Annotated in this window: 20 protein-coding genes and 5 pseudogenes; 18 read left to right on the forward strand and 7 right to left on the reverse strand. The window is 43.8% G+C overall.

The genetic code is table 11. The annotated features are described in order from the left end of the window. The first annotated feature begins 15 nt into the window (after nt 1-15). From V5G28_RS19395 to V5G28_RS19430, 8 genes and pseudogenes are all read left to right on the forward strand, one after another. Nucleotides 16-1,185 (forward strand): acyltransferase family protein, encoded by a 1,170-nt coding sequence (locus V5G28_RS19395; protein WP_332987819.1) that lies wholly within the window; start codon nt 16-18, stop codon nt 1,183-1,185. Between the two features lie 152 nt (nt 1,186-1,337). Beyond that, nucleotides 1,338-2,300: pseudogene (locus tag V5G28_RS19400) on the forward strand (UDP-glucuronic acid decarboxylase family protein). 36 nt (nt 2,301-2,336) lie between these two features. Then, nucleotides 2,337-3,338 (forward strand): UDP-glucose dehydrogenase family protein, encoded by a 1,002-nt coding sequence (locus tag V5G28_RS19405; RefSeq protein WP_332987821.1) that lies wholly within the window; start codon nt 2,337-2,339, stop codon nt 3,336-3,338. Nucleotides 3,339-3,430: 92 nt separating this feature from the next. Next, complete coding sequence (locus tag V5G28_RS19410) at nt 3,431-4,636, forward strand: GAF domain-containing sensor histidine kinase (protein ID WP_332987822.1); 1,206 nt, start codon at nt 3,431-3,433, stop codon at nt 4,634-4,636. A gap of 99 nt (nt 4,637-4,735) precedes the next feature. Then, nucleotides 4,736-6,862 (forward strand): VPS10 domain-containing protein, encoded by a 2,127-nt coding sequence (locus tag V5G28_RS19415; protein WP_332987823.1) that lies wholly within the window; start codon nt 4,736-4,738, stop codon nt 6,860-6,862. 1,133 nt (nt 6,863-7,995) lie between these two features. Continuing rightward, nucleotides 7,996-8,226 carry a hypothetical protein gene (locus V5G28_RS19420; protein WP_332987825.1) on the forward strand — a complete coding sequence of 77 codons (231 nt, stop codon included), beginning with the start codon at nt 7,996-7,998 and terminating at the stop codon, nt 8,224-8,226. 119 nt (nt 8,227-8,345) lie between these two features. Continuing rightward, nucleotides 8,346-9,791 (forward strand): ATP-binding protein, encoded by a 1,446-nt coding sequence (locus V5G28_RS19425; RefSeq protein ID WP_332987826.1) that lies wholly within the window; start codon nt 8,346-8,348, stop codon nt 9,789-9,791. 8 nt (nt 9,792-9,799) lie between these two features. Then, nucleotides 9,800-10,489 (forward strand): response regulator transcription factor, encoded by a 690-nt coding sequence (locus V5G28_RS19430; RefSeq protein ID WP_332987827.1) that lies wholly within the window; start codon nt 9,800-9,802, stop codon nt 10,487-10,489. Here V5G28_RS19430 and V5G28_RS19435 read toward each other — a convergent pair. Continuing rightward, a complete protein-coding gene (locus V5G28_RS19435; protein WP_332987829.1) occupies nt 10,486-10,782 on the reverse strand; it encodes a hypothetical protein in 297 nt (98 codons plus the stop codon). The genes V5G28_RS19430 and V5G28_RS19435 overlap by 4 nt on opposite strands. 943 nt (nt 10,783-11,725) lie before the next feature. Between V5G28_RS19435 and V5G28_RS19440 the strand changes: the two genes are divergently transcribed. Then, nucleotides 11,726-12,487: a WecB/TagA/CpsF family glycosyltransferase gene (locus V5G28_RS19440; RefSeq protein WP_332987830.1), complete on the forward strand. Its 762-nt coding sequence runs from the start codon at nt 11,726-11,728 to the stop codon at nt 12,485-12,487. A 143-nt stretch (nt 12,488-12,630) separates the two neighbouring features. Here V5G28_RS19440 and V5G28_RS19445 read toward each other — a convergent pair whose 3' ends face one another. Beyond that, entirely contained in the window at nt 12,631-12,786 is a 156-nt protein-coding gene (locus V5G28_RS19445) for a hypothetical protein (RefSeq protein WP_336231265.1), read from the reverse strand. Between the two features lie 67 nt (nt 12,787-12,853). On the opposite strand from V5G28_RS19445, the gene V5G28_RS19450 reads away from it, so the two are divergent. The 3 genes from V5G28_RS19450 to V5G28_RS19460 all read left to right on the forward strand — a co-directional run bounded on the left by V5G28_RS19450 (nt 12,854) and on the right by V5G28_RS19460 (nt 15,475). Next, nucleotides 12,854-13,186: an STAS domain-containing protein gene (locus V5G28_RS19450; RefSeq protein ID WP_332987833.1), complete on the forward strand. Its 333-nt coding sequence runs from the start codon at nt 12,854-12,856 to the stop codon at nt 13,184-13,186. 181 nt (nt 13,187-13,367) lie between these two features. After that, a complete protein-coding gene (locus tag V5G28_RS19455) occupies nt 13,368-14,069 on the forward strand; it encodes a sugar transferase (RefSeq protein ID WP_336231266.1) in 702 nt (233 codons plus the stop codon). A gap of 173 nt (nt 14,070-14,242) precedes the next feature. After that, nucleotides 14,243-15,475: an RNA-guided endonuclease InsQ/TnpB family protein gene (locus tag V5G28_RS19460; RefSeq protein WP_336231267.1), complete on the forward strand. Its 1,233-nt coding sequence runs from the start codon at nt 14,243-14,245 to the stop codon at nt 15,473-15,475. A 178-nt stretch (nt 15,476-15,653) separates the two neighbouring features. On the opposite strand, the gene V5G28_RS19465 is transcribed toward V5G28_RS19460, so the two are convergent. Continuing rightward, nucleotides 15,654-16,994: a fasciclin domain-containing protein gene (locus V5G28_RS19465; RefSeq protein WP_442994279.1), complete on the reverse strand. Its 1,341-nt coding sequence runs from the start codon at nt 16,992-16,994 to the stop codon at nt 15,654-15,656. A gap of 535 nt (nt 16,995-17,529) precedes the next feature. Continuing rightward, entirely contained in the window at nt 17,530-19,557 is a 2,028-nt protein-coding gene (locus V5G28_RS19470) for a hybrid sensor histidine kinase/response regulator (RefSeq protein ID WP_332987837.1), read from the reverse strand. A 373-nt stretch (nt 19,558-19,930) separates the two neighbouring features. Here V5G28_RS19470 and V5G28_RS19475 point away from each other — a divergent pair, with 373 nt between their 5' ends. The 5 genes and pseudogenes from V5G28_RS19475 to V5G28_RS19495 all read left to right on the forward strand — a co-directional run bounded on the left by V5G28_RS19475 (nt 19,931) and on the right by V5G28_RS19495 (nt 23,334). After that, entirely contained in the window at nt 19,931-20,284 is a 354-nt protein-coding gene (locus tag V5G28_RS19475) for a hypothetical protein (RefSeq protein ID WP_096562068.1), read from the forward strand. A gap of 74 nt (nt 20,285-20,358) precedes the next feature. Then, nucleotides 20,359-20,751, forward strand: a complete 393-nt coding sequence (locus tag V5G28_RS19480) for a response regulator (RefSeq protein WP_332987838.1) — start codon at nt 20,359-20,361, stop codon at nt 20,749-20,751. Nucleotides 20,752-20,982: 231 nt separating this feature from the next. Next, nucleotides 20,983-21,549: pseudogene (locus V5G28_RS19485) on the forward strand (DUF3611 family protein). A gap of 288 nt (nt 21,550-21,837) precedes the next feature. Next, on the forward strand, nt 21,838-22,422 hold the full coding sequence (locus tag V5G28_RS19490) for a hypothetical protein (protein ID WP_096562070.1): 585 nt from the start codon (nt 21,838-21,840) through the stop codon (nt 22,420-22,422). 87 nt (nt 22,423-22,509) lie between these two features. Continuing rightward, nucleotides 22,510-23,334, forward strand: coding sequence for a hypothetical protein (locus V5G28_RS19495; protein WP_332987839.1), 825 nt, complete (start codon nt 22,510-22,512; stop codon nt 23,332-23,334). Nucleotides 23,335-23,401: 67 nt separating this feature from the next. Here V5G28_RS19495 and V5G28_RS36785 read toward each other — a convergent pair. Both V5G28_RS36785 and V5G28_RS19500 read right to left on the reverse strand, forming a co-directional pair. Further along, nucleotides 23,402-23,509: pseudogene (locus V5G28_RS36785) on the reverse strand (Tn3 family transposase); the annotation flags it as partial. Between the two features lie 20 nt (nt 23,510-23,529). Beyond that, nucleotides 23,530-24,559 (reverse strand): annotated as a pseudogene (locus V5G28_RS19500) (IS701 family transposase). A gap of 141 nt (nt 24,560-24,700) precedes the next feature. Here V5G28_RS19500 and V5G28_RS36790 point away from each other — a divergent pair. Next, nucleotides 24,701-25,410: pseudogene (locus V5G28_RS36790) on the forward strand (hypothetical protein). On the opposite strand, the gene V5G28_RS19510 reads toward V5G28_RS36790, so the two are convergent. After that, entirely contained in the window at nt 25,407-25,637 is a 231-nt protein-coding gene (locus V5G28_RS19510; RefSeq protein WP_332987841.1) for a hypothetical protein, read from the reverse strand. The pseudogene V5G28_RS36790 and the gene V5G28_RS19510 sit on opposite strands and share 4 nt — an antisense overlap. Between the last annotated feature and the right edge of the window lie 11 nt (nt 25,638-25,648).

The following is a 25,648-nucleotide window of genomic DNA, read 5'->3' on the forward strand; positions in this document are numbered from 1 at the left end:
TTCCATCTCTAAACTATGGCAGATAAATTATTGTCGATAAGTTCTGATTCTATTGCGGCAATTAGTAGCGATAACCGCGTATCAACCCAGCGTATCAATGAACTAGAAGCATTACGTGGTCCTCTTGCTTGGTGGGTTGTTATTAGTCACATTTTACCCATTGTTGGCATTACTGAGGAAACATTAGGGCGGTTTGGATTTCTTGTAGAAGGCACTTATGCAGTCGAAGTTTTTATTATCATGAGTGGCTTTTTCATCTTTTATCTATTAGATAGTGGACGTGAGAATTATAAGCAATTTATAATTCGCAGATTCTTTCGCCTTTACCCTGCTTACTTTGTCTGTTTAATAATTTCCATTCTCTCGGTTGGTATCTCCTTAGAAGCACTGAATACTCTTTCCTGGGAAAGCGCTCGCAATGCAGTTCGCATAGATATTTTAAATCATAGCTTGGACTACTTTTTGCATCACCTAATAGCTCACCTAACTATGCTCCATGGCGTCATACCACATTCGATTTTACCGAGTAGTAGCTATGCATTCATAGGGCAAGCGTGGAGCATTTCTCTAGAGTGGCAGTTTTACTTAGTTGCTCCACTTCTATTTCAGATAATCAAGCGGAAAAACCTAATAATAACTATATCTACATTTGGAATTTTGTGTCTAGTTTTTTATTTTTTTAGAAATGCTGAAAAAGCTTTTTTGCTAACACAAATTCCCTTCTTTGTAATTGGAATTTTTTCATTCTATATCTGGAAAAACTATCAAACTATCTTAACTATACCAGCAAAATATTGGGTTTTTGTAACACCTATCAGCGTTGGGCTCACAGCTGGATTTACACGTCAGCTTTCCACGACTCTATGGGTATTAGTTTTCCTAAGCGTTCTAGCACTTAGAGTTAACAAAAAGCTGCTTTTGGAAAAGATGCTTTCAAAGATACTTAATAATCGAATTATGCTGTACTTTGGTAATATTTCCTATTCTATTTATCTTTGTCACATGATTGTTATATATAGTACTTTATTTTGTGTGACGCAGATTGCTCCAGAGCATGGGCAAGGATTCTATTTAGTAGCACTTATGCTGTTAGTTATTCCGCTCACAACGATATTCTCACATTTTTTACATTATGGGATTGAAAAACCTTTTATGCGGTTAGGTAAACAATTTGCTACAAAGTAATTTATTTATAGAATCCAAACTGTTTCATGTCTTTACCCAGTAGTAAGGACAAAGTGCAACGAAAAAGTGCAACGAAAAAGTGCAAACATTCCACTTTTACATAGACCTTCGTGCAGACGCTGTTTGAAATAGCTGTAATTCACTAGCAAATTATGAGAATATTAGTCACTGGCGGTGCTGGATTTATTGGTTCCCATCTCATCGACAGACTGATGGCAGAGGGACACGAAGTTATTTGCGTGGATAACTTCTATACTGGTCACAAGCGAAACATTCTGAAGTGGTTAGATAATCCATATTTTGAACTCATCCGCCATGACATCACTGAACCAATTCGGTTAGAAGTTGATCAAATTTACCACCTGGCTTGTCCCGCTTCTCCAGTGCATTACCAATACAACCCCGTGAAAACAGTCAAAACGAACGTCATGGGAACGCTAATATGTTGGGGTTGGCTAAACGTGTGAAGGCACGAATTTCTTTTGGCCTCAACAACGGAAGTGTACGGTGATCCGGAAGTTCACCCGCAGACGGAAGAGTACTGGGGTAATGTTAATTGTATTGGAATTCGCTCATGTTACGACGAAGGCAAGCGGATCGCAGAAACTCTGGCTTTTGACTACCATCGCCAAAACGATGTAGACATTCGGGTTGCTCGCATCTTCAATACCTATGGTCCAAGGATCTTGGAAAATGATGGTCGAGTGGTGAGCAATTTTGTGACTCAAGCTCTGCGTAATATTCCTTTAACAGTGTATGGCGACGGTTCACAAACTCGCAGTTTCTGCTATGTTTCGGATCTCGTGGAAGGGCTAATGCGGCTGATGAATGGCGACTTCATTGGTCCTGTTAATTTAGGAAATCCGGAAGAATACACTATTTTAGAACTGGCTACTACTGTTCAAGAGTTAGTCAATCCCAACGCAGAGATTCAGTTTAAACCATTGCCTCAAGACGATCCGCGTCGTCGTCGCCCAGATATTACACGAGCGAAAACTCATCTAAACTGGGAACCTACTGTTCCTGTAAAAGAAGGATTAAAACTGACAGTCAAAGATTTCCGGACTCGGAGCAAGGACGAGGAATCGTCAGCGGTTATTGAATTAGCAAAGTGAAGATTACTAGCAAACTAATAAAAATATTAAAAGAATATGCGCGTTTGTGTCATTGGTACTGGATACGTCGGCTTGGTCACAGGTGCTTGCCTAGCACATATTGGACATCAAGTCATCTGCGTGGACAACAACGAAGAAAAAGTGAAGTTGATGAAGGCTGGGCGATCGCCAATTTTCGAGCCGGGACTCTCGGAAATTATGCAATCCGCTATTGAGTCTGGTAACATTGAGTTCACCACGGATCTCGGTGCGGGAGTTGCCCACGGGGAAATTCTGTTCATTGCAGTAGGGACACCTCCTTTACCCACAGGTGAAAGTGATACACGTTACGTAGAAGCCGTCGCTCGTGGAATTGGCACACACTTGAACGGAGGTTACAAGGTAATTGTGAATAAATCCACGGTGCCGATTGGCTCAGGTGACTGGGTGCGGATGATTGTAGTGGATGGAGTTGCGGAACGTCAAAAAGTACTAGTTACTGCTGGTGGTACTAGTAGCGGTGAGGTGGTTTTGGAAAAGCTACCTGCCTTTGATGTCGTCAGTAATCCCGAGTTCTTGCGCGAAGGCTCAGCGGTGTATGACACTTTTAACCCAGATCGGATTGTGTTGGGAAGCAATAATCACAAAGCGATCGCCATGATGAAAGAACTGTATGCCCCAATTGTGGAGCGCAAGTTCGCTGCGGACCAATCTTTACCACCAGTACCGGTACTTGTGACTGACATTAGCTCTGCTGAGATGATCAAATACGCTGCTAACGCATTTTTGGCAACCAAAATCAGCTTTATTAATGAAGTTGCTAATATATGCGATCGCGTCGGTGCTGACGTCACCCAGGTTGCCAAAGGAATTGGTTTAGACTCCCGCATTGGTAACAAGTTCTTGCAGGCTGGTATCGGTTGGGGTGGTTCCTGCTTCCCCAAGGATGTCTCTGCTCTAGTTCACACCGCTGATGACTATGGCTACGAGGCTCAGTTGCTCAAATCTGCTGTAAGTGTCAACGGGGGAGTGTCTGAAAATTGGGCTTTGCAAATATAGGTAGTCAATTAAGTCCGCAGTGGGATAGGATTATATTTCAGATAAGTATTGATGTCCAGTTTATGACGTTTGGCTGAAGTAGGAACAAATGAATGAAAGCCATACAGCCTGAAAATGAAATGGCGAGGCTGGAAGCCCTTCGCCAATATCAAATTCTGGACACTATCTGTGAAGCTGCGTATGATGACCTCACACTTTTAGCGGCACAAATTTGTGGCACTCCCATAGCTTTAATCAGCCTGATTGATGATTGCCGTCAGTGGTTCAAATCGAAAGTCGGGTTAGATGTTGAGTCAACACCACGGGATTTGGCCTTCTGTGCCCACGCCATTCAGCAGCCCAATGAGATTTTGATTGTTCCCGATACACTACTCGACCATCGATTTGCCACCAACCCACTGGTAACTTCTGACCCGTATATTCGGTTTTATGCCGGTGCTCCGCTGATTACACCTGAAGGATATGTACTGGGAACACTTTGTGTCATTGACCGTGTCCCACGACAGCTTAGCTTAGAGCAAGTGCAGGCATTGCGTACCTTAAGTCGTCAAGTTATTGCCCAACTGGAGTTAAGGCGTAATTTAGACAAGCTGGAACGTATAACGACCGCTGAACGCCAACAGATTGAAGATCTCATTTCTGCCCTTTCCCACGATATGCGTACTCCGTTGCTCGCAACTCGCGCCACTCTGCGTGCTATCCTCGGAGGTGCTTTTGGTCCACTAAGGGAAACTTGGGCACACGTGCTTGAAGATTGTCGCCAGGCTAACGAGGACCTCCTTAAGCTTGTCGAAGCTCTCGTAAATATTTCTCGCCATAAAATAGAAGTTGGTAAGAATCTCAACTGGGAGATCCTTGATTGGAAAAATATCTTTGCCCAAGCCATTATCCAAAGCGATATCACGAGTAAGCGAAAGTGTGCAATTATCTATAAAATTCCTTCCTCATTGCCGACTGTCTACGGTGATGAGCTTGAAATTCAACGGGTTGTGAAGAACCTACTTGATAATGCTATACAAATGAGTAAGATGGACCAGCAAGTTATCCTTGAGGTGGCATCGCTTGGAGTTGACAAAGTCAAGGTATCAGTGCGCGACTATGGAACAGGGATTGCTTCCCAAGAGAAGGAAAGGCTCTTCCATCGCTTTAGTCACAGACGAGGACGACCTGGCGGATCTGGGCTGGGTCTCTACTTATGCCGCCAAATTGTAGAGGCTCACGGAGGTACGATCAACGTCGAAACTACTCCTGGTGAGGGTAGCACCTTTTGGTTTACCCTGCCTGTTGCCCCAGTTTGAGCTAAATTCCACCAGGGTCAACAAGAGGTATAGAAAGTCATCGGTGATAAGTTAAGCTCGCATCCCATTTATTAACGTTGCAGAATCTAGCCAATTGGTATGAGCGATCGCCGTTTCTGGGCTCTGTTAGGAAAAACAACCTGCATTGCGATGATTGCGCTGGCTACTGCCATAGCAATTGAACCCCTTAAGCCTACTTGCAGCACGACCTCTGGATATCAATGGACTAATGTATCCATCGGGGGAGGGGGCTATGTCACTGGTGTTTATCTGCATCCGCTACAGCAGGATCTCGTCTACATCAGAACCGACATAGGTGGCTTTTATCGTTGGAATGCAGTAGAGAAGAGATGGATTCCACTAACTGACCACTTTGGGCTTGCCAAGAGCAACTACTATGGGGGAGAAGCACTAGCACTTGACCCGAACAACCCAAATATTGTCTACATCGCGACTGGCAAATACACCGCTAGTTCAGCTGGGTTGGGGACAATTTTTAAGTCCACCAATCAAGGGAAAACTTGGACCAAGCTGAACATAGACTTGCCGATGGGCGGCAACGAGACTCACCGATGGGTGGGAGAAAGACTGGCTGTCAATCCGTTTAATTCTAATGTTATCTTCTTTGGTTCGCGATTAAATGGGCTATGGAAGTCGTCGGATGCTGGCGCGACATGGGTCAAAGTTACCTCGTTCCCAGGAAAGCCGAAAGCAGATATTGGAATTGCAGGCATCGTGTTTCACAAAAAGGTGTCTGGCTTGGTATATGCCAATGCCTACGGAGACGGAATATATAAATCCACCGACGCGGGTGTTACGTGGAGCAAAATAGCAGGAAGCCCATCACAGGTTAATAGAATGGCTCTCGCCAGCAACTCAGCCCTGTATGTGACACACAAGTTAGGAGTTAGCAAATATGCTAATGGGCTTTGGAGCCGTATCACGCCAACTAACGCGAAAACTGGATTCAATGCCCTTTCTGTAGATCCAAATAACCCTGATCGCGTTCTGATTGCTTATGACCAGTACCATCAAACAAAAGATTATTGCAGAGTATTTCAATCTACCGATGGTGGAGCGACATGGCAACAGAAAAAGTATTCCTTGAAGCCTCAAGTGTCCTGGTGGCCCGACTGGTATTTTGGCTCGGCGACCTCAGCTATTGAATTTGACCCGAAAATTCCCGGTAGGGTTTGGTTAACAGACTGGTTCGGAACATGGCGGACAGACAACATCAACGTGCAGAGATCTGTTTGGTTCAACTATGAAAAAGGACACGAGGAGCTGGTTAGCTTCGCGCTAGTTTCACCTCCGCGTGGATCTGTGTTATTGAGCGGCGTGGCTGATGTAGACGGGTTTAACCACAACAATGGACTAAATGCCTATCCATCTACACAGTTGGGCGGCAGCTTCGGTCCCCGGTTTCAAGACACCTACAGCATTGCTTACAGTGAAAGCGATCCCGCAAGAATGGTGCGTGTCGGCGGTCATCGGGGAAACAATATTTATACGGGAGCCACTTCGACAGATGGTGGACTGACGTGGAAAAAGTTTTCGTCATTTCCGCAGAACACAATTCCCTTGCGCGTAGCCATGTCGGCAACAAACCCAAATCTATTCGTTGCGATCGCGAGAAAAGGACAAGCTATACGCACAGCTGACGGCGGATCTTCCTGGAGTAAAGTATCGGGATTACCCAACGGACCGAAGGGACCGTGGTACTGGGGTCAACCACTGGCGGCGGACAAAGTTAAGGAGAATGCATTTTACTACTACAACAGCGGCAAAGTCTACCGTAGTGGCAACGCGGGCGCTTCTTTCAGCATTGTGAACTCATCGCTCCCGAAGGAAGATTGGTCCATGCTCAAAACAGTTCCGAGAAAGAGCGGCGAAGTCTGGGTGAGTCTCAACTGGAATGGGCTTTACCGCTCAACAGATGGCGGTGTGAAGTTTGCTCGTATTGCTGGCGTGGAGAGAGCTTATTTATTTGCCATTGGCAAGCCGCAGGTGGGAAGCAAAATTCCAGCACTGTATTTGTATGGCAAAATCACTGGTCTGGGTGAGGGAATCTTCCGTTCTCTAGATAATGGAAAAACATGGACAAACATCGGCGATCCGCACAAGCCCATCGGCGATCAGCCTAATGTGATGGAGGCTAGCTCTCAGCAATTCGGGCTAGTCTTTATTGGTACCAACGGGAGAGGAATCTACTACGGAACTCCGTAAAGTAATAGGCAGTTATTAGATAGGTGTAAAAAAGAGAGTTGGCAGACCCTTTCTCTAATTTTTTCCCTTTCTAGGTGATCATAGCTACGCTATTGCTATGCGATCACGAAGCGTATCTATCCTACGCCCAATCCCAATACGGTTCAGATAAGAAGTTGACAAGTGAAGGTAAGCAGAGGGAGAGGGGCACAGGGGAAAGAATTATTGGACAATAACTCTTTTTCTCCTCTGCTCCCCATCTCCCCATCCCCTCTGCTGTCTCAACGAATAAATGTCTTAACTGAACCGTATTGCGCCCAACCCTCCTTAGGAGGATTGCCCTGTGAGCAACGTATGGTAGTATATGCCTTTCTGTAAACCTCGGGGCATATAAAGACCATGGTGCTTTGCCCTACCCTAGAAAGGGCGATTATCGCAGTTTTGATCAAGCAGGGCTTAGCTGTTTCCAAAAGCCACCATACATACGCCTTACTCTGCCAGAGCCCTCAAGGCACCTTAATTCCTTAAGCACGAGCACTGTGACAGTCGCGTAAGTAAGAAAAGTAGGAAAAGTAGGAGATTTTACATCTATCTATACCAATCAATTATTTTTGGTATAATATTTGAACATATAATCGAAAGACAAAGCTTGTCTTGCGCAAGTTTAGTTTTCTTCAGAAAACTAAAATCGTTTATTCTGGTAAACAATTATCTAGCAAAAACATTGCAAATGTATTGAGATTCATTATAAGAAGAAACCTGATGAGGACGACTAAATAAGGGTTAGTGAGTTAGCTTTAAATTGTGTTGGTAGTGCTGTTAGGTTATTTGCAAGCTACATTGAGCCTCTCAAATGAACTATGAAAGATGCTCTAGTTACCATAAAGTTTACAAATAACATTTTTAGTTGTAATATATAGTCCTACTTACAAGTATTAAGATTACTATTGTTATCTAGAATACTAATAATTGTCCCACTCGTTAAGAATTAAGTGCAACTTCAAACCTTAGTATCAACCGATAGATTGTCAGGCTAGCTAATAAGCCCTTCAAATAGTTGGTGTAAATTTACTACAAAATTTTTGATACACCGTAATTGGTAGAGTAAATTTTTTTAATTAAGATACTTTGTAAAAACATCTGCTTTTGGTTACATGGTTGATACAGTAATTTTTCTCAACGCTTGTTTTACTTATTATATGCCCTCGCCCCAGCTAGGTAATTTCTTACTAGCGCGCTTGCTCAGGCGGAAAGGCAATACCCGCTTAAGGCGGCGCTTTGGGAAATGGTACGGACTGCCTGCCACGGCGCGATCGCATATAGTTTATACAAGCCTGTACACCATGATCACCATTGCCAAAAATCCAGTGCTGGCTGAGGTGTGAAAGCAAATTTGGCTCAATGAAGACCTCAGCTAATTTTCTGAATATTACCTGATATAAGCATAAAAATTTCTTAGATCGTGGGAGCTATTAATTTAGTGTGTTTATTTGCTCCATCCACTGTGAAAACTCATTTATTTGCGCCCCTGTACATTAGCTTGGCGGTGCTAGTGTTATTGATACTGGGGCAACAAGGCTTAAATTTGTCGATAGCCTTCCATACTCAGCAAGCAGCTGATTTAGTAACCCATACTTTAGTTGTAGAGCGTGAAGGAGAACGTCTACTCAACGCTGTGATAGATGAGGAAAGAAACTTCCTAGAGACTCACAGTAATATGCAGTTCGCTTTCAACAGCAGCCTCAGCCGCCTATATACTCTTGTACAAGACAACCCTACTCAACTCCAGCAACTCGATAAGATCAAAAATGTGCATACTCGCTGGCAAAGCCACTTGGGTGAGAGGGATCTCTTTAGCTTGAGCAGTAGGTTTACTCTGGAGGAAAAGACCTTATTCGATTCCCTGCGCACTCAGATTCGGGTCTTGCTTGACCGCGAGGAGATACTTTTGGAGCAACGCAAGCATAATTTACAGCAACTCTACCATGTAAACACTGCTGTAAACATCTTTAGCACAATCGTGATCCTGGTAGGAGTGTACCTGAACCTCCGGCTTTTGTATCGACGATTCGAGGTTCGCTTGCACAAGTTGATGGAGGTAGGTGAAGCTTGGCGAACGGGTCAAATGGAAGCCCGCCTTGGCTATTCGTCTGCGGATGAAATTGGTCGGTTGGCTAGAGTTCTGGACGCAATGGCAGGCAAGGTTCGCTATCGTCAGAAATGCATCGAGGAGCACAACCAACAGCTTGAGAACCTGATCTCTGCACTCTCCCACGACCTGCGCACTCCCCTGCTTGCTACCCGCAATACTTTAGAAAGTATGCTCAAAGGAGCTTTTGGTCCTGTCAGTGGTACCTTGAGGGAAGTGTTCCAAGAGTACCGGGAAGCTAACGAAGATCTCCTCAAGCTTGTGGAAGCCCTCTTGAACATCTCCCGTTATGAAGCTGGTTATGGCACTCACTTGAACTACGAGCCCCTTAACTGGGAAAAAATTTTTGTCAAAACGATTGCCAAGATAAAAGCGACTTCAAAGCGTGAGTTCACCGTTAACTATAAAATTTCTCAATTACTGCCTACCGTCTACGGTGATGAGATAGAGATCCAACGGGTTTTGCAAAACCTGCTTGATAACGCTGTGCGAGTGAGCGAGCCAAACAAAGAAATCTTCCTGAAGGTAAGGCCCGTTGGGGAAGCTCAAGTGCAGCTTTGCGTGCGCGATCGCGGTTGCGGAATTGCACCACAGGAAAAGGAACAACTCTTCCACCGCTTCGTTCAGGGAGGAGCTCGGCGTGGGAGATCTGGTCTGGGTCTGTACTTGTGTCGTCAAATTATTGAGGCTCACGGAGGCAGCATTGGCGTCGAAAGTGTTCTCGTCGGAGAGGGTAGCATCTTCTGGTTTACCCTCCCAATTACCACAGACCAGCCTAAATGCCAACATGAAAAGATGTAGGAGAAAGAATGATGCCAATAATACTTGAGAATGGCGAACAGAAAACCGTGCGTATTCTACTGGTCGATGACCACGCTTTGATACGCCGAGGCATGAAAGGTCAATTTGCCCTTGAACCTGCCTTTAGTATCGTTGGAGAGGCAGGTGACGGTGCACAGGCTATTGAATTAGCTGCTCAACTCCAGCCCGATGTCATTTTAATGGACATTGATATGCCAGTGATGGATGGGATTACAGCCACGCAGTCTATAAAAAGCGATCGCCCTACGACTCGTATCCTTGCCTTGAGTGCGTTTGACCAGGATACCCAAGTCATGGGGATGCTAGCAGCTGGTGCAGATGGTTACTGTCTTAAGACGATCGAATGGGAACAACTCATCGCTGTCATTCAATTGATCCTCCAAGGTGGTGCTTATCTAGATCCTCAGATAGCTCAAAAAGTCTCCCGGATGCTCAAGCCCAGCATTGTACCCCAAGCGGTTCCTGCACCTGAGGTACTGCAACAACAACTTCTTAGTCCTCGTGAGCTAGAAATTCTCAAACTTATTGCCCAAGGATACTCAAACCAAGAGATTGCCAATCAGCTATACCTCTCCCTAGGAACCATTAAGTCCTATGTGCGTATGCTACTAAACAAACTTAGCGTTGATGATCGTGTCCAAGCAGCAGCTCTGGCTGTGCGCCAAGGATTGATTTAAGCCTGAAGGACTTCCTGCAGACGGGCATACAGTTCTGCAGGGGTGGTAGCCGATGGTAACCCCTTATCCATGAATTGTTCTGACCATAAAATGTATGGATGTATCTGGTAGGAGAAGTCATTAGTGATTGGTAAACATAGCACCAAGACTTCGGGGGCGAACAGAGCAACCTCCTCATTTGAGGGAATACCATAGTAGGGGAAAACTTCTGCACTCTGTTTCAGACAGTAGCTACTGACGCGCTGTACTGTAATAACGTTGCTACCAATGACCATAATTCGATGCTTTTTCATATCAATTAGAGGTTAATTAGAGGATATTGCATATACAGGCTACATTCTGCACCTTGAAAGGTTATCTGGCATAGTTACTGGCAAATCGCTAAAAATTTAGTCTTAAATTATGTTTTTGCCTAAGTGTTGAGATAGTTGCGAAGGCTTTAATTTCAGTAGGTAAAATTTCAGTAGGTAAAATATTTGAGATAGCCTTCTTACCTTCTCATACCAATTTCAAAAATCTTTGCTATACATAAAAACCTATAGGAGCGCAGGATCTTGTGCCCCTACTCAGTTATCTGTCGCATTCTCTGTCGAAACTCGTATGACGCACAGATAATGATATAGCCTGAGGAATTTTCATCGAATTAGCTAAATCACACCATTCCCGTTGAAAAGAATACACTAGGATAAGCGACCAAATGCTGTATATCTAGCAAAATTAGATAGTTGTGCAACGGCAACTATAAAAATTAACACCCAGATGCGCTAATTTTAGAGCTATTTGTTAGAGCTATTTGGAACATAAATCTATTATGCACCTTACAGTATGTGCACACTACAGCCAAGCGGATAGCTAGCTGGACATTTTTATCTCCTCAGAGGATGCTGTATCCACAAGCCGTTAAGTAACCATGAGATAGTATTTCCCATCGGTATTTGCGTAGGAAACTATACTAAGACTTTTAAAGAAAGTCTCTGGTCATATCAAGTCTTTTGTTGCAGTTCCGCATAAGCATAAGCATGCAACTATGCTAAAAACCGCTATCTATAAAGATTTGAGCCCGATTGTAGGCATTATTTGATGACAAGCAATTGAACGAGCTTGATATCACCCAGGCATAAATGTGTAAGTATATTCCCGTAGTAGCACAACTAAGTATATTCCGGTGATAACACAACACTGCCTATGCATTGAATTTCGGTATTTTCTGACTTTAGATAACGAGCTCCAAATTATATGGCAAACCGAGTTAGTTTTCTCAACACCCATTTTGATCGTATGTCCTCGTCCGAGGCAATCGAACTGTTACTGGCGCGGTTATTGAATCGGCAGGGCGGTCGCGTGTATTATGCCAACGCGCACACTATGGTAACTGCTGCCCAAAACCCTGTACTGGCAGAGGCGTTAGATCACAGTGATTTGTTGTTGGCGGACGGGAGTGGAGTTCGCTGGGGTAGTGCCTTACTGGGTACACCGTTGATGCATAACCTCAATGGCACCGACCTAGTTCCGGCTTTGTGCAAGGATGGGGCACCAAAAAGTTTATCAGTTTATCTTCTTGGTGCTAAGCCAGGTGTAGCTGAAGAAGCCGCAGCTAATCTGAAGAAAGCCTATCCTGGTTTGGTTATTGCAGGAACTCAACACGGCTATTTCTCTCAAGCAAAAACCGAGCAGGTATTAGAGGCTATCCGGGTAGCCCGACCGCACCTGCTGTTAGTAGCGATGGGAGTACCGTTACAGGAAATTTGGATCAATCAATACGCTAACCAACTGCCCAGTATCACTTGTATGGGCGTGGGTGCGCTGTTGGATTTTGTCGCTGAACGTGTACCCCGTGCCCCGTATGCAATTCGTGCTGTTGGTATGGAGTGGCTGTGGCGACTAGCAATGGAACCGGGTCGGCTATGGCAGCGCTATCTCATAGGCAACCTTGTCTTCTTAAGTTTGGTGCTATCTTACGCCTTTGCCCCACGTCGTCAGGGCGAACAAACAACATAAGAATACAAAACTTACAACCGAATCACATTAGGCGACTTTAGCTCTACCAAACTGCTCTGACTTTAAAAACAATTTCAATAGAAAATACTCTCAAGCTGTTTAGGTAGATCCTGATAATCTCGACATAATCGTCTAGCATTTTTCTACTCACATAAGCTGTATTCAACCAGCGATCGCCCTTTGGGCGGCTCCCTCCGCGAGCATCGCCAAGGGTCAATGACAAACCTCTCTGCCAGTCGCAGCGTCAATTTAACTAAACAAGCATAAGCATTTGCAGTGCTAGAGCTAATACTCCTCAATCGCTTTTGCCTGCCAAGATTTTCTCAATCGTGCAATAAATACCTACCGGAATCAATAGTAAAATGTATGGCTCTCACACAAGAATATAAACTGATTGTATTTCAGCCTCAAGGACGCTTAGATTTGGAGCATGGTAAGGTCTTGAGGGAACAGTTAACTAGCTTAGTGCCTCAATCCGACCACCTGTGGGTGATTGATCTAGCCCAAGTGGATTTTATGGATAGCTCAGGTTTAGCCGCCCTCGTGACGGGGCTTTCCGCTGCACGTTCCAGTGGCTGTCGCCTTGTCATTTGCAACCTGCAAGCACCTATCCGGATGATCTTTGAACTGACTCAGCTCGATTCAGTGTTTGAAATTTTTGAGAGTTACAACGCTGTTGTGACCACGGTTAATACTTAATCGTGAAGTCTTGACCAAAGATTTAAGACCCTTGTTGTCTAGCCAAGTTTTGGTCAATTGCTATTACTCATCCGTTTGCTTAATTAACCAGCCAATTCCATCAAAACCAAGCAAGTTGCTAAAAAGCCAGTCTTTTCAACCAATTCCCTTCTTAAAGTGACCCGCTGAAACTGTAATTACCATGTCTAACTCCTCTACTTCCCACTCTATTTACCCTATTCATATACCAGTTCTGGATGATGCTTACACTGTTCATTTCGCCACGCTTCCAGTTCATCCTTCTGTAACAAGCAAAGCGAAGCGTATAATTGACATCCTGGGTGCGCTTGTAGGGCTAGGGATTACAGTACTCGTAGCGATTCCTGTTGCTATAGCCACTTGGTTGGATAATCCTGGGCCGATCTTCTACAGTCAAATTCGCTGTGGTTTGAACGGGCGTTCCTTCCGGATCTGGAAATTCCGCTCTATGGTGGTCGGGGCTGATCGACTCAAGCATCTGGTCAATAACGAAGCCAAAGGTCATCATATCTTCAAAAATGAGAATGACCCTCGCATTACCCTTGTAGGCAAGTTTCTCCGCCGCACCAGCTTAGACGAACTCCCTCAGTTCTGGAACGTGCTGTTGGGGGAAATGAGCCTAGTCGGTACCCGTCCTCCCACTCCCGATGAAGTGATGCACTACTCAACTCACCACTGGGAAAGGTTGAATGTCAAACCGGGTATTACTGGGGAATGGCAGGCTAATGGTCGCTCCAGCGTTAAGAACTTTGAAGATATTGTTCGCATGGATCTAAAGTATCAACGCAATTGGTCTATTACCTACGATATTAATTTGCTATTGAAAACTCTAAAGGTTGTCTTAAATAAGAACGGCGCTTGCTAGTAAAGTAATTGTTAGATTTATAATACCTCGCGGTATGCGTAAAACTCAGCGGATGGGTGCCGTGAGATATAAGCGACCCGGGCGATTTTAATCGCCGTCATCTTTGCAGTATAATTGTACCATATTATGCTTTTTATGTTAGCATAATAATTTAGTTGGTTAGGTCGAAACCAGTGATAATTTACGAGTTCAAAGTTAAAGGAAAAGACAGGCAGTATAGGGCAATAGACGATGCTATTCGTACAAGTCAATTCATCCAAAACAAGTGTTTGCGCTATTGGATGGATAACAAAGACAAAAAAGTTGATAAGTATGCATTGAACAAACATTGTGCTGTGCTTGCTGCTGAATTTCCTTTTGCTGACGAACTTAATTCAATGGCTAGACAATCTGCGGCGGAACGGGCTTGGGGTGCTATTGCACGATTTTACGATAATTGTAAAAAGAAAGTTAAAGGCAAGAAGGGTTTCCCAAAGTTCAAGAAATATTGCCGTTCTGTTGAATATAAAACATCAGGATGGAAGCTTTCGGCGACTCGTAAAGCCATAACTTTCTCAGACAAAAAAGGAATAGGAACCTTAAAATTAAAGGGAACCTACGACCTAAATTATTATGACATCAAACAGATTAAGCGTGTCCGGTTAGTGCGTCGTGCTAACGGATACTATGCTCAATTTGCAATTGATATTGATTTGAAAGTTGAGACTCAGCCTACAGGTCAAATCGTTGGTATCGACTTGGGATTGAAGTATTTCATTGCTGACAATAAAGGCAATGTTGAACAATCTCCCCAGTTTTACCGCAAGTCTGAAAAACAATTAAATCGTGCTAATCGCAAAAAATCCAAAAAGTACGATCCTAAAAAGAAAAAGGTAAAGCAACCACAATCAACCAACTACCACAAAGCACGAGAAAGATATGCCCGGAACCATTTAAGAGTAAGTAGGCAACGAAAAGAGTATTGCAAGCGTGTTGCACACCTCCTCATCCAATCTAACGATTTGGTCGCCTATGAAGACTTAAATGTCAAAGGGCTGGTACGTAACCCGCAACTGGCAAAATCAATATCTGATGCTGGCTGGTCAACTTTCCGGTCCTGGTTGGAATATTTTGGGCATAAGTATGGGAAAGTCACAGTAGCTGTTCCTCCCCACAATACAAGCCAAAATTGCTCTAATTGTGGGGAGAAAGTGAAGAAGTCTCTATCCACCAGAACTCATATCTGTCCACATTGTGGATTTGTGGAGGATAGAGACGTGAACGCAGCCATCAACATCCTGAAAAGAGGACTCAGTACCGTGGGGCACACGGGAACCTACGCTTGGGGAGATTTGCCCTCTTGGGCGGTTGGCCGGGGCCTGCTGTCTAACGGCGAGTCAATGAACCAAGAATCTCAGTGTCTTTAGACCTGAGAGTGTCAAAAAACCTCCTCTGAGCAGATAACCCACTTCCAAGCATTGTTATTGTGAAGAAAATGAACAACCCAAAAAGGCGCTTTCACCAAATATTCTTCATTTTTAAACCTGCAAAATCATTTTGAAAAAAGCGTTCTTAAGCAAGCATCGGCGCGCCTGTTGAAGGCTGTTAATTTCGTAACTGGTTCAGGTTGATGTTAGGCGGTATTAAAACTTCATTAACCGCATGGATAACACCGTTGCTTGCCTGCATATTTGGCTGGGTCACGCTCGCATCGTTCACTCTAATTTGATTGGTAGCACGATTAACTTGAATATTGACAGGTCTGTCTGCAAGCGTTTTCAGTTGTCCACCTTTGAGTTCATTGGCAGTAACTTCACCAGACACCACATGATATCTCAAAATCCTAACAAGCGTTTCTCGGTTCTCAGGCAAGAGCAATTTTCTCAGCGTGTCTTTAGGTAAAGCAGCAAACGCCTGGTCTGTGGGAGCGAAAACTGTATAAGGACCTTCGCTTTTGAGAGTGTCTGTTAGACCTGCTGTTTGTATGGCAGAACCCAATGTTGTGAAGTTTAAAGCAGAAAGAGCAACAATGTCACCAGGCTCTGTTGTAGAGGTGGTTGAAGTGGTTGCGGTAGTAGAACCACGATTATCTGATGTAGATGTCGTCATTGTTGTGGTTGCCCTAGCCGAACCACTAGTATCTGATGTAGATGTAGTCGTTGAAGTGGTTTGGCTCACCTCACTATTGCGACCCACAATGTAATTAGCCGCTGCAACATTGTTAGCAAGTGGTTGTACCCGTCCTTGCCGTACCAAGGCTTGATACAAAAGTGCTGCGGCTTCCGCACGCGTGAGAGTTCGCAGCGGATTGAGAGCTTGTACATTTGGATAGTTGACAATAATGTTTGCCTGTGTTGCAGCGGCTATAGGATTGATGGCATAAGCTGGTATCCATCCGACATCTTTATAAGAGCTTCTAAGAATCTCTTCAGGGGTGCCATCAGCAGACAAACCCAAGCCATTTGCTAAAGCAGTTATCGCCTGCGCTCTAGGAATGGGTTGTTCTGGCAAAAACTGTCCACCAGCGTAGCCTTTCATAAACCCTGTTTGGAAAGCTTCCTCAATTGCAGAAGTAGCCCAGTAGTTGGCAGCAACATCTCTAAATCCAGATTCAGCCAACGGTCTAGTTTTGTTCTGCTCAAAAGCATTGGCAATCATCGTCGCAAATTCAGCGCGTTCCACAGGTTGATTTGGTCTAAAGGTCCCATTAGGAAAGCCTGTAATTATTTTTCTTTCTGCTAGGGCTTGAATAAATGGTCGAGCCCAGAAATCAGGTGCAACATCAGAAAAGTTGACCGCTGCACCCGGACTGGGAGATGGACTCGGAGATGGAGAAGTCGTCTGAGCAATGGCCCGAGCAGTAATCACCATAGGAGCCATTGCACCAACTGTCATAGCAATAGATAGCAACGTGCTACCTGATGACCAACGTAAGAAATTATTCATCATAGTTGAAAATATCCTCCAAATATGGGGCTAGCTCTTAAGCGTTACCCCAAGTAAAACTGCTGTGTTAGGGTGTAGGAAAAGTAAAAAGTAAAATTATATCTTTTGCCTTTTAAGTTTTTTCACTACACCCCGTCTCCAGAGGGGACTGGATAGGTATATAAATCTTGGCTGTGCGTCACAGGATTTTATTTTGATGTAAAAAAATGTAGCAATTCAGCAAAGCTGCATAACCTCTAGTTCTTCCCAACCTTATGAGAAGAAATAGGCATTGCACAATCACAAAAGGATTTAGTGATTTAATTGCTATATATTTCTTTCTAAATCATTTAAAATGTGCAATGGCCAACAATTAGTGAAACAGGAAGTTGAAGCTAAGTTGAGAAACGGCAGTTCAGTAACTTAGCTGCTTCTAGTTTCAAGATATCTCTCAAAGGTGGAAAACTTGTGGAGGGTTGAGCAGTCTTGCCAAAATTGCTAATCACAAGTTCACACACTGGTATCGATAGCAGACAATTCTGAAAAGTATGATTGCTTAAAGTTCTTGAGACATTTCAGCAAGGTTGTTGACGACTGCAACTAATTCAGATGCCTTGATTGGTTTAGCTATGTGTAGCTGGAAACCTGCTGCTTTAGCCTGTCTGTAATCTTCTTCCCTGGCATACCCCGTAAGTGCAACAGCCGGAATGCCTCCGCCCATCTCTGAACCCAGTTCCCTGACTTTGCGGATGAACGTGTAGCCGTCCTCGTCTGGCATCCCGATATCACTTACTAGCACATCTGGTCTTAATTGTTCAAGCGCTGCAAGTGCTTCGCCTACCGAGCCAACAGCAATCACTTGCGCTCCACTCTCAGTAAGTACTGTGCTAATCCACTCCCGCACGTCACCCTCATCATCCACAACTAGCACTTGCAAGCCGTCGAGCCTCGGAGGATTCTCTAATGCTGCTGTGTCTTCCCCAAACGTTAGCGCCTGTATTTGGTTTGAATTGCTGGTTTGAGCTTCTTTTGCTGAGGGGATGGCTAAGAGAGGCAGCATTACTGTGAACGTTGCTCCTTGTCCTATTCCGGGGCTTTCTGCTTGGATAATACCACCATGCAATTCTACCAGATGACGTGCGATCGCCAAGCCCAACCCTAGCCCCTTATTTGACCGAGTACTTGTGCTGTCTGCTTGACGGAAGCGCTCAAAAACATATGGTAGAAAGTCAGCACTGATACCCTTACCCGTGTCGCTCACCTGAATTTGAGCATAATTATCTGTTGCTTGTTGTTCGCTGTCACTAACCACTGACAATCGCACCTCAACCCGTCCGCCGTTAGGTGTAAACTTAATTGCATTGCAAAGTAAATTCCACACGACCTGTTGCAAGCGGTCTGAATCGCCCCGAATTAATTCTACCGGGGTATCAAGCACACACTCAAGTTGAATATTTTTGTTATCTGCTGATGGTTGTACAACTTCTATCGCGTCTGCAATCACTTCCACCAGGTTAATCGAACTAAAATTCAGTGAGAGGTTCCCCTGAACAATACGTGAAATATCAAGCAGGTCTTCAATCAGTTGCATCTGCGAGTTAGCGTTGCGCTCAATCGTCTCAATCGCATCACTCACCCTATCCTCATCTAGCATACCTGTTTGCAACATCCCTGCCCATCCAAGAATTGCGGTCATGGGGGTGCGTAATTCATGGGAAACTATTGCTAAGAAATCATCCTTTGAGCGGTTTGCTGCTTCTGCTTGAGCACGTGCGGCTTGTTCACGCAGCAGTAGTTGATTGCGTTCTTCCTCAGCGAGCTTGCGCTCAGTGATGTCTTGCATAATTTTTGAGAAGCCGCGCAGATTTCCGTTCTCATCTCGTAAGGGTGTGAGGACACATTGCGCCCAGAAATGTGTGCCATCTTTACGGATGTGCCAGCGATTCTCCTTGGAAAAACCTTCGGCTACCGCTGTTCTCAGGACTTGCTCAGGTTGTCCGCGCTCAATCGCCTCCGGTGTAAAAATGTGCTCGAAAGGCTGCCCAATAATCTCTGCTTCTTGATAACCTAAAATGCGTTCTGCTCCAATATTCCAACTGACAAAGTGACCGTTCGGACCGAGCATGAAAATGGCGTAGTTCGTTACTCCTTCTATTAGCAAGCGGTAACGCTCTTCGCTTTGGTGTAGGCTTTCCTGAATTTTACGTAAGCGATCGTAATTACCCTGGGCTTCTAGTGCATTGATTTCGGCTTGTCGTTGGGCATAGCGCAGCGCTGCGTTTAGCGAGTTGCTCAGCCCTGCCACTAGCACGAACTGAACCAGCCCTATTATACCGGGCAAACTCACAGCCAGCGAATGTGGAAGTAAAAAGAAGTAAGCACAGGCTAAAGCGGACAGAACAGTTGCTACCAGCCCCGGTTCCATACCGCCATACCAGGAACTAACCATGACAGCGGCAAAAAACAGTGGGTAAATGCTCAGCTTTTGCAGCGGCCATAGCAGCCGTGTTAGTAGCAGAGCCAGTAAAACCGTTATTATAGCAACGCCATAGCGTTGTAGCCGGGAGCGCGTCAATTTCAGCATATTTTGTTCTCTTGCGATCGCCCTTTGGGCGGCTCCACCGGAGCATCGCTCCGGTGGTGTACTTAGGACATAATTGGGCGTTCTCTATTTCTGCCCGAGTTTTCCACTTTTGCGCCCTACTTTGAAGATGAATCTAAAAAACATGGTAGTCCTAAACAAGTCAGGGTGTATTCTTCCGGCAGCGATATCAAGAAGGCTGTGCTTTGTCTGATTCTTCCAAAGGTTAAAAAGCATATTGCAGCTTTTTTGTATTTCATTCATCACAGCAGATGCCTCCTGAAATATTTAGAACTATCGGTCATTGTTCCGCTCTTTGGGGCAACGCCTGAACACTCCAACACATTTTTTGCCACATAACTCAAGCAAGTTTAAAATGAAAACAACAATCAAACGATACCGTACTGAAACTATTCAGCTTAAGTCACTAGCTGATTTGGACCGGATTGTATCTGAACAATTCAATTTACCTCTACGCCCATATTCAACAGATATGAGGGCAGCCTTAGAACTAGTTGTCTTTGCTTTGGAAAACTGTGAGCCTCCTCACTTTGAGATATGCCGCTCTGAGTCGAATGCTTTCCCAGATTTACCCTTTGCAGTAAGCTTTGATCAAGAAGCACGGACTCATGGCAAAACCGCGCCAATAGCAATTTGCCATGATGCTCTCCATCGGCTTAAAGGAGTTGTAGTAACAATTTCTGGAAGTTACTATTGGAATCTAGACTAATCTATTTCACTACCCCTCCATACTGAGTATGGGAGGAGTAGTTGAAAACAACAACGAAGACAATAACAATAACAATGACAGCCAAGCAAATCCTAGTCATTGATGATGAAGATGACATCCGTAAATTAATTCAGACCTGCCTGGAGATCATGGGAGGTTGGCAGGTTCTGACCGCCACCTCAGGTACTGAAGGACTGCTCTTGGCTCACGCTACCCAGCCTGATGCTATCCTTCTAGATGTCATGATGCCTGATATGGACGGTCCGACTACCTTTGAACAACTACAAGCGAACCCGGTAACTAAGCATATCCCTGTCATTTTGCTAACAGCTAGGGGGCGCACCGCTGACTACCACCTGTTTGCTGGACTGGGCGTGACAGGCGTAATTAATAAACCCTTCAATCCTCATAAACTAGCTGACCAAGTAGCAGCAACCTTGAAGAATGTTAGGCTCAAGCTTAAGTAGTATTTTTTCCGCTATCCTTGAGTTCTCCACCATTGCTGCCTAATTTAAAGTTAGGTCTGGCTTACTGTTGAGTTAACGCAGGTTTTTCTCAAGTAAAAACTTTGATGTCAACAATGTACCACATTCTGTATTTAATTTGAAGTGCTTAAGGCGCTAAATCAAGCTAATTGCTGTAAATATAACAATTTCTCGGTGAAATCAATATTTAAATAATGCTATCTGAAGGTTTATATGTTGAATAATTTAGAACTTTTTTCGCATCCCCCAAGTAAACAAGAATTTGCCGCTACTTTTCGTGTAACAAGTCAGATTAGCTTCTGGGTACAGTTAGCACTAGGTAGCGTATCCACGGTTGCTTTGTTGTTTGCGTCGTTTAGTCGTAACATCTCCAACAAAACCAATAATCCAGGCATTCGCCTCGGCATATTTTTAGCTATAATTAGTCTTTGATTGCTGTGTTTCAGAGTCTATTGGGCTTTCCGTTACAGACGTTTAGCTAAACATTTACAAGCACCCACCCTTGAAATCAACGCTAATAAGGAAGACGTAATCCAAGTTTTACGAGTTGGATTAATCGTTAGTTTGGTTGGGCTATTAATAGCTTTTTTTGCATCTGAAGAGACAGTTGCCGTGGTACTGGCTAAAGCTCTAGCCCAACCTCAAGGAGTAGCAGTATATAACCCAGAAACTGTTATTCGTTCGCTGGATATTTTTGTCTTGCTAGCAAACGTTAATATGAACGGTGCCCACTTTTTTGGTGGATTGACTTTGCTTGGGTTACTCAATTGGATAGAGTAAAAGTGAAGCTTAGCATTGATTTCATAGTGTCAGCTATTCGTTTAGTAGTAATTGCGAGAATTTCCTGGAATTATCCACGAGTTTTCCACTATTAAAGTTTAAATTCAGATTGTTGATGGTTCCTTGTTCCTTGTATTAAGTTGAGCATCTCAACTTTTTCTTAAACTTCACATTCAAAGAGTTTCAAGTGTCAAGAGAAACTTCTTTAAAAAATTCATTAATAACTGGACAAACTAAACATCAATTTTGAGATGTTCGCTCAATCGTTTATACATCGTGTGAGGCGATATGACTTTTGCTCCACTTAAACACGCTATTGGTGTATTTCCCAATCATCAAGAGGCAGAATATGCACTTCACCAGCTCAGAGATGCTAGTTTTTCTTTTGATAAAGTTTCCGTAATTGCCAAAAATGCCGACAGCAAGCTCAGAGGTGCTGACATAACTGACTCAAATAGAAACTTAGCTAGTGAAGGCGCTAAAGTAGGCGCAGTAACAGGTGGTGCAACGGCAGGTCTAGTAGGTTTATTTGAAGGGCTGGCTGTGGTGACTATTCCCGGAATGGGCCCCGCGCTTGCATTGGGGACTGTATTAGCAAATACCCTACTAGCAGGTGGTATTGGGGCAGCAGCAGGCGGTCTTCTCGGTAGTTTAATTGGTTGGGGAATTCCTGAAGAACAAGCCAAATTTTATAATGACCGGGTGTCGCAAGGTGATTATCTGCTGATAGTCGAAGGCACAGAACACGAAATTCGTCGTGCCGAAACCATTCTAAACAGTCAGAGGATTCAACAGTGGCGTGTTTACGACGCACCAAGGAGTATTGGTCATTCTCAAATGAGCGTCAGTAGCCGTCAGCCAGGAATTGATTAATCAAAGCTCATCTGTTTGGACATCTACGCATCAACACAATTTGCACTTGCCTCAACGGAATTAATGACAAATTTTTGGAGATTTTACATGATGAATACACTTGATCAAAATAAGAGCTTTGCTCAAAAGCTGTGGAACGCCAAAGGGACTATTGCTCTGGCACTCTCCATAGTGCTGCTTCCCGCTTGTAATAACAACTTAGAGCGAGAGGCGGCAGTTCCAGAAACCAATGTCACCGCAGAAGAAGTTGCTGATAATACAAATCAACTGATTGGAAAAACCGTAACCGTTAGAAGTCAACCTATCAGGAAAATTGCTCCAACAACCTTTACCATCAGCGATAAGCAATTCTTTGGCAGCGAACCCATCCTCGTTGTCAATGCCTCAGGCAAACTTTTTGCTCTGCCTGCTGACTCAAATACACCAGTTCAAGTTACGGGTCCGGTTCGCAAACTTGTTGTTGCAGATATTGAGCGAGAATACAATTTGGATTTAGATCCAAAGTTGTACGCAGAGTACGAAAACAAACCTGCGATTATTGCACAAGCAATTGCACTAGCACCCAAACCGGGTGAAATTACCACCAACCCCAGGCAATACTACGGTAAAACACTAGCAGTCACAGGTGAAGTCGAAGACATTAGAAGTGCGAGCTCCTTCACTCTAGATGAAGACAAGTTGCTAGGTGGACAAGACTTGTTAGTTATACGTGCTGGTACTCCAAAAGGAACTGTCAATGAGGGTGAGAAGGTTGCTGTAACGGGTGTGTTGCGTCCGTTTGTCGTCGCTGAATTGGAGCGAGACTATGACCTCACGTGGGATTTAACCTTGCAACGAAAGCTAGAAGCAGAGTACAGTAACAAGCCTGTACTAGTTGCGACAGAAGTGTATCCGTCAGCAATTCCACAGTAAGCCAAGTATTTTGTGCGCGGAGAAACCTACTGCTTAAATTCTTCTCATGCTTGGCAAGATGTTTTGGATGACAGAAACCAAAAGCAATTTCACTTTGTCCGTGCGTATCGACATAGTTTTTCTTTACCTTCATCTCAGTGCAATGACGTATCAATCCCTCAATCATAGAACTTACGCATTGTCAGAAAACTGAGATTATGCAGTCAAGCCCAACTTCTGTGATAAGTGTTCTAAAATAAAGTCACGAGCTACTTGAAGAGATAAATTTCTTTGGATCTCATACCAATTTTCAATTAAATCTTCTGCTCGCATTAATTCTAATTGTGTAAAAGCTCGTATGGCGCTAAAAAAATGAGTTTTAATTGCGTCAGTTGTTCTGACCATAAATTGACTGATACCACATACTTGTTTAATAGCTCTGTGGTAACATTCAATTCCCCAATGTATTGAATGTAATTCCTTGAATTCTGCTCTAGAGATTGAGTTTAATGTATCTTTTTCGGAAACATACATAATGTAATATCTGTAAGTCTCGTTTTTGAAACTTCTGCGAAATACCTTTACTTGCCCGAAATTTTTTAGATACACTATTCAACCAGATGCGGGAATTTCTATATTTTGGACTTGAGTAAAATTTTGTCCATCAACTGAACATGAGCGATTTTTAGCTATTCCAGTTAAAAACTTCAATCCTTTGTCTTTAAAGAACTTTAGATTTTTCTGGCTCGAATCCCAAGTGTCAGTAGTTATAGTTTCTGGACTTAAACCCCAAGTCAAAACCTCCACAATCATTTCTCGTAAATAATCATTTTTAGTCTTTCCCTCCAGTTTGTTATAAATGCGATAATTTATGGGTACAGATTTACGAAATAAGTCGGTGTAATACAAGGTAATTAATTGAATTCCTTTGACGACTCGATGATGCTTCCTGAACAAAAGTAACCAATTAATTCTGTTATTTTTGGGTCACTATAAGGTTTATCAACAACTGTATCATCTCCACTTAATGTCCCTCCCACCAAGTTGATATTTAATTTGACTTCATCAAATAAATCTTTGGGTTCATAACGCTCTCGCAGCAAAAATCTATTGACACTATCATGAGATAAATCTTCCAGAATTTCGCCAATCTCGTGCAACCTGGATATTTTGATTCTGCCAACAAGAACAGAGTATAAGTGTTAAGGTCACACTTGGCGGGGGAAGGCTTGCTAGTAGTTCTGATAGTCCGAACCCCAGATAGAGCAACATAAGTATTATCTGCCATTTCATTGCCCCTACTGTTTCGCGATCGCATTTTAAACTTCGTCTATCGCTTTTGAAACACATCTCTCTATTTTTGTCAATGCGTATGCGTAAGTTTTAGATATTTCAGTTACTAACCAGCCAAGGGATTAACAAAGCTGTAACAGCCAGCCTACTCGATCTAGCAGGAGCAAGTCGTGAAATTGTTCAATACATCGCTGGGCCAATTGTCACTCAGCAGAACGGCTGGCAACAGTCAATTCCCACTTGGGTTTGGCGCGCGATCGCAGTTGATAGATTAGACGCAGCTTTACAAGAGATAGACAAGGGAGAAGTAGGTAAACTTGCCTCCTAGAACACCGATTCAGTATTCGGAATCATAACGAAAAAACCAGGTTTTGTGAGTTGTAACAAGGAATATTTCGTTGTAAGAGACGTTAAAACAGGGGTTTTCAGTCTCGTCTTTTATTAGTGAATCGGTGTTCTAGTAGCGAAGTTGTTGCTTTAATGATGCCAATTGCTTTTGAAGTGCCGCTATCATCCCAATGGACAGATGTTTATCTCTGGGCAAGTTATGATGCCCTCGTTAGGCACAGACCTTTCAAGAATTTCAACTATGAAAACCTCTGGGAGAAGATTGGTACCACTCCGGTTTCGTATGACAAAATCCGCTCTGATTATGAAACCCAGGCTGCTGATATCCGTTCTCGTGTAGTCAAACACGCGGCGAAAGAGGGATGGGGTAAGAAGTCTTCAAATAACAACAAACACCCTGTTACAGCAAATTCAACTGAAAGTAATACTAAGATGGAGCAATTGTCACTGTTTTAATAACTAATTCTCTGAAGTTCTTGGAGAAAGGGTTTCAGCCATTGCGTGGTGGCTGGTGACAGCTTCGCTGATACCGTTGGCGAATTCATTGGAGGGGTAATTTTCGGTAACTTTCTTTGACGGGTTTCCACGACAGCACAAGGATTTTCAGCGTTAAGAAATATTTCGCCAACGGTATCTTCGCTACTTTCCCCCATTAAGGAAGCTTGACTAGCTAACGATGTCAACCTCCTCAATG

Source organism: Scytonema sp. PRP1 (assembly GCF_036697665.2).
GTDB lineage: Bacteria > Cyanobacteriota > Cyanobacteriia > Cyanobacteriales > Nostocaceae > Kalymmatonema > Kalymmatonema gypsitolerans.